This window comes from Bradyrhizobium sp. BRP23 (genome assembly GCF_020194135.1).
Lineage (GTDB): Bacteria > Pseudomonadota > Alphaproteobacteria > Rhizobiales > Xanthobacteraceae > Bradyrhizobium > Bradyrhizobium yuanmingense.
Window position 1 is genome coordinate 444454 of sequence record NZ_JADYVW010000002.1, and the last position, 16308, is coordinate 460761.

The window sequence follows — 16308 nt, forward strand, 5'->3', positions numbered from 1 at the left end:
CCGGGTCACCGCCGCGAGGGCTTGCGGCGTCCATCAGCCTGCCGGGACACCACTTTGCCGGCCGCGTGCCAGCGTGTCGGAGGGCGCCTCGTGGAAGATCGCGCGGTAGGCTGCGGCAAATTCGCCGAGATGATGGAAGCCCTGGGCACGTGCGCAGGTGGCCACGGTGACGCCGCCCTTGAGGAGGCGGGCGCGGGTCGCCCACAGCCTCTTCAGGCGAATGTACTGGTGCAGGCTCATGCCCCGCACCTTGCTGACGGCGCCGCCGAGCGTACGGATCGAGACGTCGAACTCGCGGGCGAGATCGGCTGTATAGATCGGTGCGGTCGGATATGTAGCGACGTAGTCGTCGATGCGCTGCACGAGCTTGATCGCCCGCTCGCTGTGGACCGAGGTGCTCCGATCCGACGTCGAATCGATTCGAAACAAATCGTCGAGCGCGAGCAGCAGGCCTTCCTGCAGATGGGCCGCAATCTCGGTCGTCTCGAACAGGTCTGGCTGCACTGACGCGGTGCGCAGGATATCGAGCAGGAGCTGTCGGGTGTGGAGCAGGGCGGGCCGGTTCGCGACATGGGCGCGCAAATGGTCGGCGCGGTCGAACCAGCCCCGGTCTCTCAGCTCGGGGGAGAAGATGATCATGGCGTGATGATTGGTCCGGGGCTCGACGAAATGGCACTCATCGTTGCCGTGGAGGGCAGCGAAGAAGCGGGCGTCGAGATCCACACCTTTGAAGTTGACCTGAAGATCGTCGCTCATCGACAGGATCACCATCCCGCTCGGCATGCGATAAGCGGTATCTAGGATCCGCGCGAACGATCTCATCACGATGATGCGGCACGCCGGCAGGGAGACGATGGCTCGGGCCGCCGCGAAGTTCGGGATGTCGAGCGGAATGCTCCTCGCATCCTCCATCGTCTCAATCGGCCGAAACGCATCGACATCGGAGAAGCCGATCAGTTGAAGCGCAGAGGAGGGAGCGAGGTCGTCGAACAACATGATTCTGGCCGGCCGCTGAAATGAGACAATCAAAGGAACATCGCTGCATCATCAATGGCGAAGCATCGAGTTTCAGTAAACCGAATTTCAGGGCCGTAGTATTGCGGACATCATGCCATGAGGTACGTTGGATCATCGCCGTTTCTCAACGCTCTGCACCTTCATGTTGACAGCACCGAAACACGATCGGTTAAATCGTCATAAGTGACCTTTTCGGCTGATCTCATCTTTGATCTAGATCAAACATGAACGGCTTGGGGCCAGTGATCCACTGCGCAAGACATGATCTCGCAAAAGCGAAGGGGCCCGAAGGCCCCTTCAAACGTCACCAGCGGCGATAGCCGTAGTACCCATAATGGCGCGGCCCGTAATAGCGCGGCGGCCCATAGTACCGCGGGCCGTAATAATATGGCCGCGGCCTGTAGTAGTAGCCATAATAGTTCGGCCGCCACCAGCACCGTCCCCAGGCGTCGCAGACCATGCGGACCTGCTCGACGCCGGAGACCTGCGGTGTCGCAGGTGCAGGCGCGATGGGCATGGCGGATGCCGTCGACGATGCAACGAGGGCGCCGAACAGGAACGCGGCCAATCGGCCAGTCGTGAGGTTCATGATGTCTTCCTTCGCTTACGCGATGCAGGATATCGAGGTTGTTCTGATCAAATTGTGGCCGAACCGAAATGTAATACAGATGAACAGGCGAGCTGACCCTTACGTCACGGCTCGGCAGCGGGCCGTAGGCCGGGCAGGCCGTGTCGTGACTTGAGCTTGATCCTGCGCAATTCGCAAGTTTGCCTTGGCTCTTACTGTCGCCGTCATGGCAGCGGCGTGGTGCCTGCTGCCGGGCAAGGTGAGCTGAATGCGAGTCATTCCAGATCTGTCGATCTCGCCGGAGAAGGTGTTCTTCGTCATCTCGAAATCGCGCCGGTCCGACAGCGAAGCGGGCGGGGGTGGCGTCATCCTGGACTTCGGCGACGACGACATGAGCTACGGCCGCGGTGGGCGCGGCGAAACAACCGACCGTGCCGAGCTCGCGGGCTTCATCCGCGCTCTCAATGTTGACGAGCAGATCGATCTCGTGGCGCTGACCTGGCTTGGCCGCGGCGACGGTGATCTCTCCGATTGGCGTCAACTGCGCGCCCAGGCCGCCCAGGCGCACAACCAGCGTACCGCCTCCTATCTGATCGGTACGCCAATGCTCGCCGACTATCTGGAGGAGGCGATGACGCAATTCGGCAAGTCCTTCGAGGAATTCGAAGAACAGCTCTGATGCCGGATGCGGCGTCTGCAAGTGAAGGAGAAGTTGCGATGGACAAGATGAGAATGGACAAGGGTGACTGGCTGGTCGTGTGCGACGGGCGCAAGGCGCTCATTCTGGAAAACCTCGGCGACGAGATGTTTCCGAACCTCCACACCAGGGAGGTGCACGAGCAGCCCAATCCCGCGACCGCCGCTCAGGGGGCCGACGCGCCGGGCCGGTTGCATGGCGCGGTCGGCGGCGCACGCAGCTCGGTCGAGCAGACCGATTGGCACGACGAGGCCGAGCGCGCCTTTCTGCGGAGCCTAGCCGGCCGGCTCGATGCCGCCGTCAGCTCCGGTGAGACGACGGCCCTGACCATGGTGGCCTCGCCACGTGCGCTCGGCATGATCCGCGCCGACTATTCGGACGGGCTGCGCAAGGCGCTTCAGGGGGAGGTCGGCAAGGACCTCGTCAAGCTGCCGGTCTACGAGATCGAGAAGCAATTGCTGCGGTCGGGCGCCGCCAAATAGAGGAGCCGCAGCGGCCGCGGCGCCTCAGTAGCAGGGGTGCCGCCGGCCGTCCTGACCAATATAAGCGGCCGCGCTGCGGTAGCAGTGGTTGGTCGCCGGGCCGTCATAGTAGGCGAAGGTGCCGGGGGTGATACCCGGGCCGTAATTGTGCAGGTAGCTGATCGGGTAGGGCAGCGGGCTCGCGTAGGAGCGGTGGTACCGGTGGCGGCCGTTCGCCTCCGCGAGGGCGGGGGCCAGGACCGCAGCCGTCAAGGCCGCAACCGCGGCGACACGCGTCAACTTGCTCATCTCGATTCTCCGGAACCCGCTCGAATGGGTCAGCCTGTTATAGCAATTTCGAGCGGCCAAGCATCGCTCCGGAGGCCAGAAATCAAGGCCAATCCCGCAGATTTCCGGGTGGGTGTGACAGAATTGCCGGACATGCGGCCAAAGCTGCCCATTTTTGGCCTTTTCGGGATGCTTAACGAATTCCCCACACAAGTATGACCAAAGACTATTCGGTTCAGAATTCTGCCGCCGGCCCCGGGGGGCATTTGCCGGCCCCTCGAGTCCGGTACATTCCTGAAGGCCTTCGCCGTCATCTCGCCATGCGCATCACGCTTCCGAGTCTGCTGTTGCTCTGCCTCGCCGCCGCCACGCCCGCGCGCGCCGAGCTGCACATCACGCGCGACCACGGCGGCTATGTCGAGGAGTACAAGGCCAAGTACAAGCGGGTGCGCGAAAAGGGCGAGCGGGTCATCATCGACGGCATCTGCAATTCGGCCTGCACGCTCGTGCTCGGCATCGTGCCGATGAACAAGATCTGCGTGACGCCGCGCGCGAGCCTCGGCTTCCACCAGGCCTATTACGACAAGGCGTTCACCTTCGGCATCAAGGTCACCAGCGCTGAGGGTACCTCCGATCTCATGTCCTACTACCCCGACACGGTGAAGGACTGGATTCGCCGCAATGGCGGGCTCACCACGGACATGAAGAAGATCAAGAACGGGGTCGAGCTCTGGAAGATCGTCAATCCCTGCCCGGACGAATGGTGAGCGGCTGAGACGGACCGCGATCCTCCGTCGCAGCGCAGCATATCGTCACCACGAAATTCGCATTGCCGCATGGCCGAGGGTCGGGCAATGAGGGCGGCAATGAACCATAATCAAGAAACCCTGGCCGCCCGCGCCGCGCCGATCCTGTTCGTGCTGCTCTGGAGCACCGGATTCATTGGGACCAAATACGTCGTCAACAATGCCGATCCCCTGACCTATCTCGCCATCCGCATGGCGATCGTGGTCGGGCTGATGGCAATCATCGCAGGAATCGCCCGGCCGAAATGGCCTGATAGCGCCGGCATCGCGCACAGCGCGGTCGCCGGAATCCTCGTCCACGGCTTCTATCTCGGCGGCACCGCGATCGCGATCGCGCATTCGATTCCGGCCGGCCTTTCCGCGCTGATTCCGGGCCTGCAGCCGATCCTGACCTCGACCATCGCCAACCGTTGGCTCGGTGAGAAGGTGACGCCGCTACAATGGGCCGGGCTCGTGCTCGGCCTCGGTGGGGTGGTGCTGATCCTGCACAATCGTCCGATGACCGGCGAAGCCGGGCTCGGCTGGCTCGCCTCGGTGGTCTCGCTGGTCAGCATCACGCTCGGCACGCTCTATCAGCGCCGCTATTGCAATCACATCGACTGGCGCGCCGGCAATCTCGTGCAGTACGTGGCGGTCACCATCTTCTTCGCGGTCGGCGCCTTCCTGTTCGAGGATCGCGTGGTGCACTGGACGCGGGAGTTTGTGCTTGCGCTCGCCTGGCTCGCGGTCGCGCTCTCGATCGGATCGATCGGGCTGTTGTACTGGCTGATCCGCCACGCCGCGGCGACCTCGGTCGCGAGCCTGTTCTATTTGGTTCCGGCCGTCACGGCCCTGATGGCCTATCTGCTGTTCGGAGAAAAGCTGGATGCGATTGCCATTGCTGGCATGGCGCTCTGCGCCGCGGCGGTCTTTGTGGTCAATTGGCGGTCCTGACGGCACGCAGTTCGGCTCGCCGGAAACGCGGAAGTGCTTCAACGCCGAGCAAGCGGCGAGGATAGATGCGGGCTGTCTCCGGGCGCGCCCGCACCCGGAGACGTCTTCCGGTGCGATCAGCGCTTGGCCTTCTTGGCCTTCTTCTTCGACTTGCCGGCTTTCTTGGTCGCCTTTTTCGCCGCCTTCTTGGACGACTTCTTTGCGGCCTTCTTCGTCGTCTTCTTCGCAGCCTTCTTGGCTTTCTTCTTGGCCGCCTTCTTCGGCGCTACTTTCTTCGCGACCTTCTTGGCGGCTTTCTTCACCTGCTTGACTGCGGTGACTGCCGCGTCCTTGGTCGTTTCCACGGCGCTGGTGATCGTCTCCATCGCCTGTTCGGTGATCGGCTTCTCGTCGTCCATATCGTCCCCCACGGTTTGCATGGAGCGATGACGATAGCGGGTTTCGAAATTGTGTCAAAGCGACGCTCAACCTTTGCGGATCTTTGCGTAGGCGGCGAGCGCGCGTTCGCGTGCCCTGGCATGATCGACGATCGGTTGCGGATAGGTCTTGCCGATCGTGATGCCCGCGCTCGCAAGCTCGATCGGCGTTGCCTGCCAGGGCCGGTGGATCAGCTTGGCGGGCAGGGCCTTCAGCTCCGGAACCCAGCGTCGAACATAAGCGCCGTCAGGATCGAATTTCTCGCCCTGGAGCTGCGGATTGAATACGCGGAAATAGGGCGCAGCGTCGGCACCGCAGCCGGCGACCCATTGCCAGTTGGCGGGATTGCTGCCGGCGTCCGCGTCGACCAGCGTGTCCCAGAACCAGGCCTCGCCCTCGCGCCAGTCGATCAGGAGGTGCTTGACGAGGAAGGAGGCCACCACCATCCGCACCCGGTTGTGCATCACGCCGGTGCGCCAGAGCTCGCGCAGGCCGGCATCGACGATGGGATATCCGGTGCGCCCGCGCTGCCAGGCGGTGAGCGCTTCATTGTCGGGCTGCCAAGGGAAGCCATCGAAGTTCGTCTGCAGGTTTTGGGTGGCGAACTGGGGATGATCGTGGAGCAGGTGGCGGCAGAATTCGCGCCAGCCGAGCTCGCTCAGGAATTTATCCACACCCTGCCCCCGTGCCGGATCTTCCGCCGCGGCAAACCGGGCGGCGTGCCAGACCTGACGCGGGCTGAGCTCGCCGAAGCGCAGATGCGGCGACAGAAGTGAGGTGCCCTCTCGGTCCGGACGGTCGCGGTGGCCGGCATACATGCGAACTTTGTGCTTGAGGAAGTCGCGCAGGCGCAGCCGGGCGGACGCGGCGCCGGGGGTCCATGCCTCGCGCAGGCCACCCGCCCAATCGGGCGTGGTCGGCTCGAGCTTCCAGCTCTCCAGTCGATCGCTTGCGATGCTCGGTGCAGCGCGAAGCTGCTTCGGCGCGGGCAGGGGCTTTGGCGGGTCGCCGAGTGCCAGTACGCGGCGCCAGAACGGGGTGAACACGCGCAGGCCCCGGCCGTCCTTGGTGCGGATCGCCGCAGGCGGGACCAGCAAGTCGCCCGGAAAGCTTTGCGCGTGCATGCCGAGCTTCGCAAGGGCCGCTTGGAGCTGTCGCTCAACCGCCTGATGAGGCGCCTGCGCGATCTCGTTCCAGTAGACGGCGCGGGCACCGCTCTGTCGCACCACCTCAGGGATCACCTTGGCCGCCGGTCCTCTGCGCAGGACGAGCGAGCCGCCGCGCGCGGCGATCTCGGCTCCGAGCGCCCGCAGCGACTGCGCCAGCCACCAGCGTGCCGCACCGCCCGGCGCTCGCCCCGCCGCCTCGTCCAGGACGTAGAGGCAAAGCACCGGCGCTCCGGACTTGGCGGCGGCGTGGAGGGCGGGGTGGTCGGACAGGCGGAGATCGTCGCGAAACCAGACGATGACGGGCGGGGTCAGGGAAGGCCTCGTTTACCAATTGGAAACCGTACGGCGTGCGGCGGTGGGAACCCGTCGTTAATGCGGCTGTAAGTCAATTGCACCAATATGCAGGAATTACGGGGGTCATTCCATCCATGTCCAATCTTCTAACGGCGAAGTTCCTGCCGCGGTTCAAGCTCGGCACCAAAGCGGTCCTGTGCGCGGTGCTGCTGATCGCAATGAACACGGCGCTCGTGGTCGGCGCCGGCTATTGGTCACTGACATCCGCCTTCACTGACCGCGCCCTGCGCGACATCGAGGTCAATCTGCGCACGCTGGGGCTGGCCTTTGCGGAGACCGTTCCCGAAGCCAAGATCACGATCCGAGACGGCGCGGTGGTCCGCGCCGAGATCCCCAAAATGCCCGACTTCAGGGATCACGCCATCGTCGACCGGGCGGTGTCCTATGTCGGCGGCAACGCGACCCTGTTCGTGTTCGACGCGGCGAGCGGACAGTTCATCCGCCGCTCGACCAACGTGAAAAAGGAAAACGGCGACCGCGCCGTCGGGACCCAGCTGGCCGCCGATCATCCGGGGCAGGCCCCGCTGCGCCGTGGCGAGGCCTATAAGGGGCCGGCCACGCTGTTCGGCAAGACGTTCATGACCGCCTATTTCCCGATCGCCGATGGCACCGGCAAGGTCGCCGGCATTCTCTATGTCGGCATCCCCATGGTGCAGTTCGAGGGCATGCTGTCCCAGGCGATGGAGAGCATGGCGGCCGCTGCCGGGCTTGCCGCGCTTCTGGTGCTGGTCCTGACCCTGCTGGTCGTCCGGCGCATCACCCGGCCCCTGACCTCGGTGACGCATTCGCTCACCGCGCTTGCCAACGGTCAGAGCGACGTCGCGATCGAATGCGAGGACCGTGCCGACGAGATCGGCGAAATCGCCCGCACGGTCGCGGTGTTCAAGAGCAACTCGCAGGAGCGGGCGCGCCTGCGCACTGAGCAGGCAGCGGCAACCGCTGCCGCAGCCGAGCAGCGCAAGGCCGAGCTGCGCAACTTCGTCGAGGGGTTCCGCGGCAGCGTCGGCGGCATTCTCGACAAAGTGCTGGCATCGTCCGGCGAGTTCGAGCGCGCCGCGCGACAACTCACCGACGCCGCGCGCTCCACGGCAGATCTGTCGGCGCAGTCGGCGGGAGCTTCCGAAAGCGCCTCCGAGCATGTGCGTTCGGCGGCGTCCGCTTCCGACGAGCTGTCTCAATCCATCTCCGAGATCACCCGCCGGGTGCAGGAATCGAACGAGATCTCCGCCGAGGCGGTGCGGCAGGCCGAAGCGACGGACCAGCGCATCGCGCAGCTCTCGGAGGCCGGCTCGCGCATCGGCGACGTCGTCAAGCTGATCACCTCGATCGCCGAGCAGACCAATCTGCTGGCGCTGAATGCGACCATCGAGGCTGCACGCGCGGGCGATGCCGGCCGCGGCTTCGCGGTGGTGGCTCAGGAGGTCAAGACGCTCGCCGGCCAGACCGCGAAGGCGACCGACGAAATCTCGAACCAGATCGAGAGCATGCAGCTTGCGACCGAGGAATCGGTCGCAGCCATCAAGGCGATCAGCCAGACGATCGAGCGCATCAGCGGCATCGCAGGCTCGATCTCGGCGGCGGTCGAGCAACAGAAAAGCGCGACGCACAACATCGTGGCCAGCGTGCGCGCCGCGGTGTCAGGCACGGCCGATGTCGCGGTCAATGTCCGTCACGCCGCCAAGGGCGCCAGCGAGACGGGCGAAACGTCGAGCCGCATGTTTGCTTCCGCCCAGGCGCTGTCGGGCGAGAGCCTGCATCTGAAGGCCGAGGTCGAGAGCTTCCTCGACCGCGTGCACGCGGCGTGATTCTGGGTCATCATCCCGGGATGGTCCGAAGGACCAGCCCCGGGATCTCGAGATCTCGGGTTCGATGCTGACGCATCGCCCCGGGATGACTTTTTGGGGCCGCTATCCGCGACCGCCAAAAGTCATCTGGGCTGCGGGACGATGCGGATGTAGGGCTTCGGCTCCTTCCAGCCCTGCGGATAGATCGTCTTGGCCTCGTCGTTGGAGACCGAGCCCGCGATGATGACGTCGTCGCCCTGCGACCAGTCGGCCGGGGTGGCGACGCGATGCTTGGCGGTGAGCTGGAGCGAGTCGATGACGCGCAGGATCTCCTGGAAGTTCCGGCCCGTCGTCATCGGATAGACCAGCACCAGCTTGATCTTCTTGTCCGGGCCGATGATGAAGACGTTGCGGACGGTTTGGTTGTCGGCCGGCGTGCGGGTGAGGGGATCGCCAGAGGTCGAGGCTGGCAGCATGCCGTAGAGCTTGGAGACGTTGAAATCGGTGTCGCCGATCATCGGGTAGTTCGGCGCGGCGCCTTGGGTCTCCATGATGTCTTCCGACCATTTGGCATGACGGTCGACCGGATCGACCGAGAGGCCCATCAGCTTGACCCCGCGCTTGTCGAATTCCGGCTTCAGCTTGGCGAGGGCGCCGAGTTCGGTGGTGCAAACCGGCGTGAAATCCTTCGGGTGTGAGAACAAGAGGGCCCAGCTGTTGCCGATCCAGTCGTGGAATTTGATCTTCCCTTCGGTGGTTTCGGCTTCGAAGTCAGGGGCGGTGGCGCCGATCGGAAGTGTCATGATCTTACCTCATCTCATTGAATCTAATCGAGAATTCGTCTCCGGCCGTCACATCCATTATAAGGGCTTCGCCGGCCTAAGTGAACGCCAACTGAACCGGCTCAAGTAAAATGTGAATTCCTTCTTTGAAGAGCCGATTTTCTAGCAACTTATTGTTACAGCGGCAGCTGCGGCGAAACAGCTCCACCCGGGGTCACACGGTCTCGCTCGCCCCGATAATGCCTTTTATGACTTTCATCACGCTCGCCCGGCGCGTTCTAGAACCAGATTGGTCCTGATAGCGACCAATTGGCAACCATCTAGAAAAGTCGCGATCCCCGTATCGAATCGTTAACCACCCCTTTACGCCGGCATGGAAATGCTGGTCGATCAGAAGAAGTCTGGAAGTGAACTATGTCCGCCGCTGCGCCTAAGCCCACCGAGCCGTCGTCCCTCGTGCCGTCCTGCCGCGATACCGCAGCTCATGCCCTTTCCGTCGTGCGGGACGGCGTGATCACGGGCGAAGGCCCGACCACCAAGGGACGGGTGCATTTCTCCCGTTCGCTCGACGCCGATGACACCGCCTGGTGCGTGCGCATCCTCACCGCCACCGCCGTCAACGACCAGCCGGTCAGCCGCGCCGAGGCCGAAGTTCTGTTCGAGATCAACGAGGCCGCGACGGAGCGCACCGATGGCGGCCGGTTCGACGACCTGCTTGCCAAGGCGGTCGCCCATTATGCCGCGAGCGCCTCGGGCCTGAAGGTGCCGCCGCGCAGCGTCGCGCTGTCGGCCGACACCGAGATCGAGAGCTGGGCGCCGTCCTATGCCTCCAAGGTCAACAGCGAGATGCTGGAGTGGATCGCCGGCCAGATGCGTGGCAAGCGCCAGAACAACCGTCGCCTGATGGCGATGGTGGCGACCTTCCTCGGCGCCACCGCACTGCCTCTGGCAGGCCAATTGCCGAACGTGTTCGACATCGGGATGTAAGGCAAATGGGCCGCGGTCGCGGCTCGCAGCGTCGTTCGGTTTCCTCCTGTCCCGGACGCGGCGCAGCGCGTAAGCGGTGTGGCGCAGAGCCGGGACCCAGGACACCGCGCGGTTCGCTGTGACATGGGCCCCGGCTCTGCAGCGCATCGTCCAAGAGACGCCGCGCTGCGTCCCGGGCACGAGACCTGAGTTTCAGGCAAACAACTGTCTCAACAGCGTCATTGCGAGCGCAGCGAAGCAATCCAGAATCTTTCCGCGGATACATTTCTGGATTGCTTCGCTGCGCTCGCAATGACGGGGCAAGTTGCGACACCGCGTCTCTCCAATTCGCGTGACTCGCAGGCACGCTTCCGCATCCTCGCGGCTCATTTCGCCCGAGCTTTGCCTGTCGTCCGACCCTCAATTGAAAGAGGGCGCAGGGAAGACCGGGTGCCGGCCGGGCACCCACGGTCCACTGTGCGAAAGGTGGCAACGAAGAATTTGCACAGCGGCATACAGGTGAAGCCAAACATCCGGCCTTCCCTGCGCAGTGGCTTTACGGCTTATGTCGTGCTCTCCTCGGGGAGCGATGCACTATTGCCCCCGTCGCCCCGCGGATGGCTGATGCGCTTGCCCGGTGGGGCCGCAACATCACCGCAAGACTTGACGCACAGACCCCGGGCGTCAGGACCACACGATTTTGCCGTACGCCGATGACACCGGTCGCATGCGCGAGGTCTTTGCTCACGGCTCTCCGCCCTGCAAACCCTTTCGCGCCAACGCCATCAGCGTCCACCGCCCCCCGGCCCGCGTTCGTGACGATCGCGATACGCCCCTCTTCCTTGGGCCGGGTTGCGCGACACATAGGCGATTTCCGAATTTCGGTAAAGCGGAATATTTTGGGCCGCGTGCGTTGACCCATAGATTGGATGTTTTGCCCGTCGGGCAACGCAAGGGATGGTAGCTGCAACCATTCAATCCGGCGCGGTCTGCGCCGTCGGTGGATTCGGTGCAAGCGCCTGCGCCGGCTTCGTCGCGGCCGGATAGAGCTCGGTCTTGGCGAGATCGCGGCGGAGCGACGATGGCGCCGCGTGCAGGGCAAAGGCGATCGCGATCTGCGTTCTGTTCTGAAGCCGGTACTTGCGCATGATGTTGCCGATATGCGCCCGCACCGTGTTCTCCGAGATGTTGAGCTCGTAGGCGATGTTCTTGTTCTGCATTCCCCGCGCGATCAGCGTCATCAGCTCCCGTTCGCGCGGCGTCGGTGCGATCAAGTCCTTCGGATCCGAGCTCATGGCTGATGCCTCCCTGGCCTTTGCGAACATCCCGGCATGCTCTCACTCCGTCTTGAGCGCCTCGATCGGGCTCAGCTTGGACGCCTTGTGGGCTGGATAGAAACCAAAGACGAGGCCGGTCGCGATCGAGAAGACGAGAGACAGGCCGATCGCCTGGCCGTCGATCGAGGTGACCCAACCGGCCATGCGGGCGACCGTCATCGAGAGCGTGATGCCGCCGGCGACGCCGATGGCGCCGCCGAGCAGGCAGAGGACGAGCGCTTCGCAGAGAAACTGCAGACGGATGTCGCGCATTCGCCCGCCGAGCGCCCGGCGGATGCCGATCTCCCGCGTGCGCTCGGTGACCGACACGATCATGACATTCATGATGCTGATGCCGCCGACGAGCAGCGAAACCGAGGCGATGGCGACGAGCAGCAGCGCGACGGTGCGGATCGCGCCCTGCTGCGCCTCCATGGCGGCGGCGGGATCCTGGACCTTGAAGTCGTCGTCCTGGCCGGCGGGGATGCGGTGGCGCTGCCGCAGCAGGTTCGCGATCTCCGCGCGCGCGCCCGCCATCTGACCGTCTGCGGCCACCTTGGCGATGATGTAGGCGACCGCGTCGCGGTTGATCTTGCTGGCGCTGCCGAGGAAGCGGAGCTTGGCCGTGGTGAGCGGCACGAAGGCGACGTCGTCCTGAGCCGGTCCCTTGCGGTCGAGCACGCCGACCACCTCGAGCGGGACCTTCATGATCCTGATCTGCGCGCCGATCGGATCGTCGCCGGGTGCGAACAGCTCGCGCGCGACCGTGCTTCCGAGGATCACGACCTTGCCGGCGCCGGCTTCCTCGGTGGCGGAGAAATAGCGCCCGGCCGCGAGCTGCCAGTCGCGCACCATGAAGTGGCCGGTGGTCGTGCCGTTGATCGTCGTGTTCCAGTTCTTGCCCTCGTGGATGACCTGCGCCGTTCCCGCGATGGAGCCGGCTGCGGCCTGGATTTCCGGGATCTGCTCGATAATGGCCTGCACGTCGCTCTCGGTCATCGTCAGCTTGCTGCCGTCCTTGAGACGCACACCGCCCTGGTAGACCGCGCCGGGGGTGATCATCAGCACGTTGGCCCCGATCGAACGGATCTGCTCCTGGAGGCGGAGCTGCGCGCCGGCCCCGATCGCGAACACCGTCACGATCGAGGCGACGCCGATCACGATGCCGAGCATGGTGAGGAAGCTGCGCAGCGGATTGAGGCGCAGGGCGTGCAACGCGATCTGAAAGCCCTGCAGCATCGTCATGACACAGCGCTCCGTTTCGCCAGAGCAGGGGTCTGCGTTTCGTCGCCGACGAGCTCGCCGTCATGCAGGTGGATCGTGCGCCGGCACTGGGCCGCGATGCCGGGATCATGGGTGATCATGACGATGGTCTGGCCGATCCGGTTGAGCGCGGCGAACAGGGACAGGATCTCGGCACCGGTGCGGCTGTCGAGCGCGCCGGTCGGCTCGTCGGCGAGCACGATCAGGGGGGAGGCGATCAGTGCGCGCGCGATCGCGACGCGCTGCTGCTCGCCGCCGGAGAGCTGCCGCGGGAAGTGATGGGCTCGGTGCAGCATGCCGACCGCCTGAAGGCTCGCTTCCGCGCGCGCCATGCGTTCCTTGCGCGCGATGCCGCAATAGACCAGCGGCAATGCGACGTTCTCGATGGCATCGTGGCGGGCGAGCAGATTGTAGGATTGGAACACGAAGCCGATGCGGCGAGCGCGCAGGGACGAGCGGCGATCTTCCGTGAGATCGGCAACGTTGGCGCCCTGAAGATAGACCGCGCCCTCGCTCGGCAGGTCGAGCAATCCGATCATGTTCATCAGCGTCGACTTGCCGGAGCCGGACGGTCCCATCACGGCGACGATCTCGCCTTGCGCGATGTCGAAACTGACATTGCGCACCGCGGCCACCGCGACGCGCTCGGTGCGATAGGTCCTGCTGACCGACTGGAGGCTGATGAGGGGCGCAGCGGCGGTCATGACCCGAACCTGATTCCGAGTATTTCCATGCCCGCCGGGCGGATGGCTTGGCCGACCGCGACCTCGCTGCCCTCGACGAGGTCTCCGCTCCGGAGCGCGACCTGCTCGGTGCCGGCGGCGCCGACCGTGACGGCGACGCGCTGCAGCGCGCCGCTGGCGGTGCGCACCCACACGCCGCTGCGTCCGGTGTCCGGCCGCGTGCCGGTCGGCTGGAATCGCAGCGCTGCAAGCGGCACTTTCAGCACGTCGTCCTGGCGTTCGATGACGATCTTCACCAGGGCAGTCATTCCCGGCAGCAGCGCGCCGTCGAGGTTGGCGGTCGCCAGCACCACGGTGTAGGTGACGACGTTCTGCTGGGTCTGCGGCGCCTTGCGCACCTGGCGCACCACGGCCTCGAAGCGGCGGTCCGGGTAGGCGTCGACGGTGAAATGCGCGTGCTGCACGGGCGCGATGCGGCCGATATCGGCTTCATCGACCTGCGCGTGAATCTCCATGTCCTCCAGGCGGTGCGCCACCATGAAGGTGGTGCGCGCTTCAAGTCCGACCGCGAGCGTCTGCCCCTCGTTGACGAACCTGCCGACCACGACGCCGTCGATCGGCGAACGGATCATGGTGCGGTCGAGATCGGCCTGGGCTGCGGCGAGGACGGCGGCTTTCTCCGGCACCGCCATGCGAGCCTGCTGCAGCTCCGCCTCGATGCGGCGGACGTCGGCCTGCGCACCCTCCACCGAATAGGAGTTGAGGGACATCAGGATCTCGGCTTCGCGTTCCTGGGCGAGGCGCGCGGTGAATTCGGTCTGTGCGTCGTCGACCGCGGTCGTCGCCACCACGTTCTGCGACTGCAGCGCCAGCTTGCGCTGCAGCGTCTTCTGAGCCGAGGACTTCACCGCCTGCGCGCTCTCGAGCTTGGCCGCGAGCACGTCGCGGCTGCCCCTCGCATTCTGCAGATCGATCCTGGCCCGGTCGAGCTTGGCCCTGGCGATGTCGACCAGGGCATTGGCGACGGCCAGCGACGCCCGGGCCTCGTCGACCTTGGCCGCAAAGCTGCGCGGATCGATCAGAGCAAGCGGCTGATCCCTGGTGACGGTGTCGTTGAAGTCGACATAGACGCGGGCGAGCTGCCCCGACAGTTGCGATCCAACCTCGATCGTCTTGACCGGCTGCAGGGCGCCGGTGACGGTGACGGTCTGCTCGATGCTGCCACGCTGGATCGAGGCATAGCGGAACAAGGGGGCATCCGATCCGATGGTCGGCGCTTCGCGGCCGCCGGGCACGAGCAGCCGCCTGGTCTGCTCATAGGCGCGAGCGGCCGTGTCCGCCGCGCTCCCGGCAGCGCCGGCGATCGTGCCCGGACCGGCGTAGAGGATCGCAGCGAGGCCGCATGAAGCTCCGAGCAAGGCAAATGCTGGCACAAATCGCATATCAAAACTCGCCGATTGAATTAATTTCGGGGAATCAGGAAAAAGTGGCAAGCTCGCTATGGTTGTAAAACGTCTAAGGTTGTATCGAATGTCAGTATGTCGTCCTCGCCGGGCTGACGGTCGGGCGTGGCGCATCATCCAGTGGTAAAGCAGGTGGGATGCTACTTTTCGTGATTTGATCAGGATGCATACGGAGCGTATCGATATGAGGCGCGCGGTATCGATCTCGATAAGCTGACTGAACGTCCCGTCTGATCCGGCCGGAGCGGCCAGCAGCTGGCGTCGAGCCGACACATGGGTGGCGATGCCATGATGCAGCCGGCGAGACCACGACGCAGCATTGCCGCATTCTCGATGTCGGTGCGCCCCGATGCCGCCGGCGGTAAGATCGACGTCCTCCCATCACGAAGCCCGATATGTGAACGCCTTCACTCGCCTCCGGAGCGTGTTGGCCCTATGACATCGAACCGGCAGACCGGCGCGCTCGGCTCGATCTGCGCGAATCATCCAAGCACCTTGATCTCGCTTGCAAGAAGAATGGATAGCTCGTTGCCTTTTCATCGAGCCCCAAGCCGGGGAGCCCATTGCCATGAATTCGGACCAAGCCACAGTTTATGTCGTTGACGACGAAGCCCAGATTCGAGCCGCGATCGGAAGTCTCTGCGAGGAGACCGGGCATCAGGTGAAGTTGTTCGCCTCGACCGACGAGTTCCTCACCGAGACCGTTTCGCCCGGGCCGTCATGCCTCGTGCTCGACGTGAGGTTTCCCGGCACGTCGCCGACCGGGCTCGAGCTTCAGCGCCGGCTGGCCGAGACGGGCGTGTCCATTCCGATCGTCTTCATCAGCGGCTACTCCGACGTCCGCGTCTCGGTCGAGGCGATGAAGCGCGGCGCGGTCGAGTTTCTGCCAAAGCCGTTTCGCGAGCAGGAGATCCTCGATGCGATCAGGCACGGCATCGAGCGCGACCGCAGGCGGCTGCAACGCGAAGACAGCGTCCGTGAAGCCCGCCAACGCGTCGAGACGCTGACGGCCAGAGAGCGCGAGATCATGCTGCTGATGGCCGAAGGGCTCGTCGCCAAGCAGATCGCCGCACGACTCGGCGTGAGCGAAGTGACCGCGAAGGTCCATCGCGCCAGGATGATGCGAAAGCTGCAGCTGCGTACGCCGATCGAGGTGGTGCGCCTGGTCGACAGCATGGGGCGCCAAGCCGAGACGACACGCAGCGTCTAGTCCGTAGCGACTAGCATGAACTGCAGTCTGTCGCGCCGGCCAGGATCGGTTCAGTCTCACCCCTACGATGTCGGCCTCTTTCCGGGAAGGCATCCGAAACCAGTCAGACAACTTGGCCAGAAAGGGATACT

The 16308-nt window shown here is 64.6% G+C and carries 17 protein-coding genes; 7 read left to right on the forward strand and 10 right to left on the reverse strand.

Going from position 1 to position 16308, the window contains the following annotated elements:
• Window positions 1-33: 33 nt before the first annotated feature.
• Together I6F24_RS06550 and I6F24_RS06555 are read right to left on the reverse strand one after the other, a co-directional pair.
• Window positions 34-996, reverse strand: coding sequence for an AraC family transcriptional regulator (locus I6F24_RS06550; RefSeq protein ID WP_225151432.1), 963 nt, complete (start codon window positions 994-996; stop codon window positions 34-36).
• A 325-nt stretch (window positions 997-1321) separates the two neighbouring features.
• Entirely contained in the window at window positions 1322-1606 is a 285-nt protein-coding gene (locus I6F24_RS06555) for a hypothetical protein (protein ID WP_036031624.1), read from the reverse strand.
• A 247-nt stretch (window positions 1607-1853) separates the two neighbouring features.
• On the opposite strand from I6F24_RS06555, the gene I6F24_RS06560 reads away from it, so the two are divergent.
• The gene (locus I6F24_RS06560) at window positions 1854-2264 is read left to right on the forward strand and encodes a DUF3775 domain-containing protein (protein ID WP_225113205.1); all 411 of its coding nucleotides are present in this window, start codon (window positions 1854-1856) and stop codon (window positions 2262-2264) included.
• Window positions 2265-2302: 38 nt separating this feature from the next.
• Window positions 2303-2764 carry a host attachment protein gene (locus tag I6F24_RS06565; RefSeq protein ID WP_036011176.1) on the forward strand — a complete coding sequence of 154 codons (462 nt, stop codon included), beginning with the start codon at window positions 2303-2305 and terminating at the stop codon, window positions 2762-2764.
• A gap of 24 nt (window positions 2765-2788) precedes the next feature.
• Here the strand turns inward: I6F24_RS06565 and I6F24_RS06570 are convergent, their stop codons facing one another.
• On the reverse strand, window positions 2789-3052 hold the full coding sequence (locus I6F24_RS06570) for a hypothetical protein (protein WP_225113203.1): 264 nt from the start codon (window positions 3050-3052) through the stop codon (window positions 2789-2791).
• A gap of 299 nt (window positions 3053-3351) precedes the next feature.
• Here I6F24_RS06570 and I6F24_RS06575 point away from each other — a divergent pair, with 299 nt between their 5' ends.
• A complete protein-coding gene (locus I6F24_RS06575; RefSeq protein WP_036011182.1) occupies window positions 3352-3798 on the forward strand; it encodes a hypothetical protein in 447 nt (148 codons plus the stop codon).
• 99 nt (window positions 3799-3897) lie between these two features.
• Window positions 3898-4770, forward strand: coding sequence for a DMT family transporter (locus tag I6F24_RS06580; protein WP_225151434.1), 873 nt, complete (start codon window positions 3898-3900; stop codon window positions 4768-4770).
• Window positions 4771-4886: 116 nt separating this feature from the next.
• Here the strand turns inward: I6F24_RS06580 and I6F24_RS06585 are convergent, their stop codons facing one another.
• Both I6F24_RS06585 and I6F24_RS06590 read right to left on the reverse strand, forming a co-directional pair.
• Window positions 4887-5168 (reverse strand): histone, encoded by a 282-nt coding sequence (locus I6F24_RS06585; protein WP_225151436.1) that lies wholly within the window; start codon window positions 5166-5168, stop codon window positions 4887-4889.
• A 66-nt stretch (window positions 5169-5234) separates the two neighbouring features.
• On the reverse strand, window positions 5235-6626 hold the full coding sequence (locus I6F24_RS06590; RefSeq protein WP_249787239.1) for a deoxyribodipyrimidine photo-lyase: 1392 nt from the start codon (window positions 6624-6626) through the stop codon (window positions 5235-5237).
• A 158-nt stretch (window positions 6627-6784) separates the two neighbouring features.
• On the opposite strand from I6F24_RS06590, the gene I6F24_RS06595 reads away from it, so the two are divergent.
• Window positions 6785-8515, forward strand: a complete 1731-nt coding sequence (locus tag I6F24_RS06595; RefSeq protein WP_036031599.1) for a Cache 3/Cache 2 fusion domain-containing protein — start codon at window positions 6785-6787, stop codon at window positions 8513-8515.
• 122 nt (window positions 8516-8637) lie between these two features.
• On the opposite strand, the gene I6F24_RS06600 is transcribed toward I6F24_RS06595, so the two are convergent.
• Window positions 8638-9297, reverse strand: a complete 660-nt coding sequence (locus tag I6F24_RS06600; RefSeq protein ID WP_036011192.1) for a peroxiredoxin — start codon at window positions 9295-9297, stop codon at window positions 8638-8640.
• Window positions 9298-9690: 393 nt separating this feature from the next.
• Between I6F24_RS06600 and I6F24_RS06605 the strand changes: the two genes are divergently transcribed.
• Window positions 9691-10263 (forward strand): hypothetical protein, encoded by a 573-nt coding sequence (locus tag I6F24_RS06605; RefSeq protein WP_036011195.1) that lies wholly within the window; start codon window positions 9691-9693, stop codon window positions 10261-10263.
• A 953-nt stretch (window positions 10264-11216) separates the two neighbouring features.
• Here I6F24_RS06605 and I6F24_RS06610 read toward each other — a convergent pair.
• Genes I6F24_RS06610 through I6F24_RS06625 form a run of 4 tightly spaced genes read right to left on the reverse strand, consistent with a single transcriptional unit; the run spans window position 11217 to window position 14946 of the window.
• Window positions 11217-11537, reverse strand: coding sequence for a LuxR C-terminal-related transcriptional regulator (locus I6F24_RS06610; RefSeq protein WP_036029207.1), 321 nt, complete (start codon window positions 11535-11537; stop codon window positions 11217-11219).
• 42 nt (window positions 11538-11579) lie between these two features.
• On the reverse strand, window positions 11580-12803 hold the full coding sequence (locus I6F24_RS06615) for an ABC transporter permease (protein ID WP_036029045.1): 1224 nt from the start codon (window positions 12801-12803) through the stop codon (window positions 11580-11582).
• Window positions 12800-13525, reverse strand: coding sequence for an ABC transporter ATP-binding protein (locus I6F24_RS06620; RefSeq protein ID WP_036029051.1), 726 nt, complete (start codon window positions 13523-13525; stop codon window positions 12800-12802). Before I6F24_RS06620 ends, I6F24_RS06615 begins: the two co-directional genes overlap by 4 nt.
• On the reverse strand, window positions 13522-14946 hold the full coding sequence (locus I6F24_RS06625) for an efflux RND transporter periplasmic adaptor subunit (RefSeq protein WP_036029053.1): 1425 nt from the start codon (window positions 14944-14946) through the stop codon (window positions 13522-13524). The genes I6F24_RS06620 and I6F24_RS06625 overlap by 4 nt, the downstream gene beginning before the upstream one ends.
• A 589-nt stretch (window positions 14947-15535) precedes the next feature.
• Between I6F24_RS06625 and I6F24_RS06630 the strand changes: the two genes are divergently transcribed.
• Window positions 15536-16177 (forward strand): response regulator, encoded by a 642-nt coding sequence (locus I6F24_RS06630; protein WP_036029055.1) that lies wholly within the window; start codon window positions 15536-15538, stop codon window positions 16175-16177.
• Window positions 16178-16308: the final 131 nt, after the last annotated feature.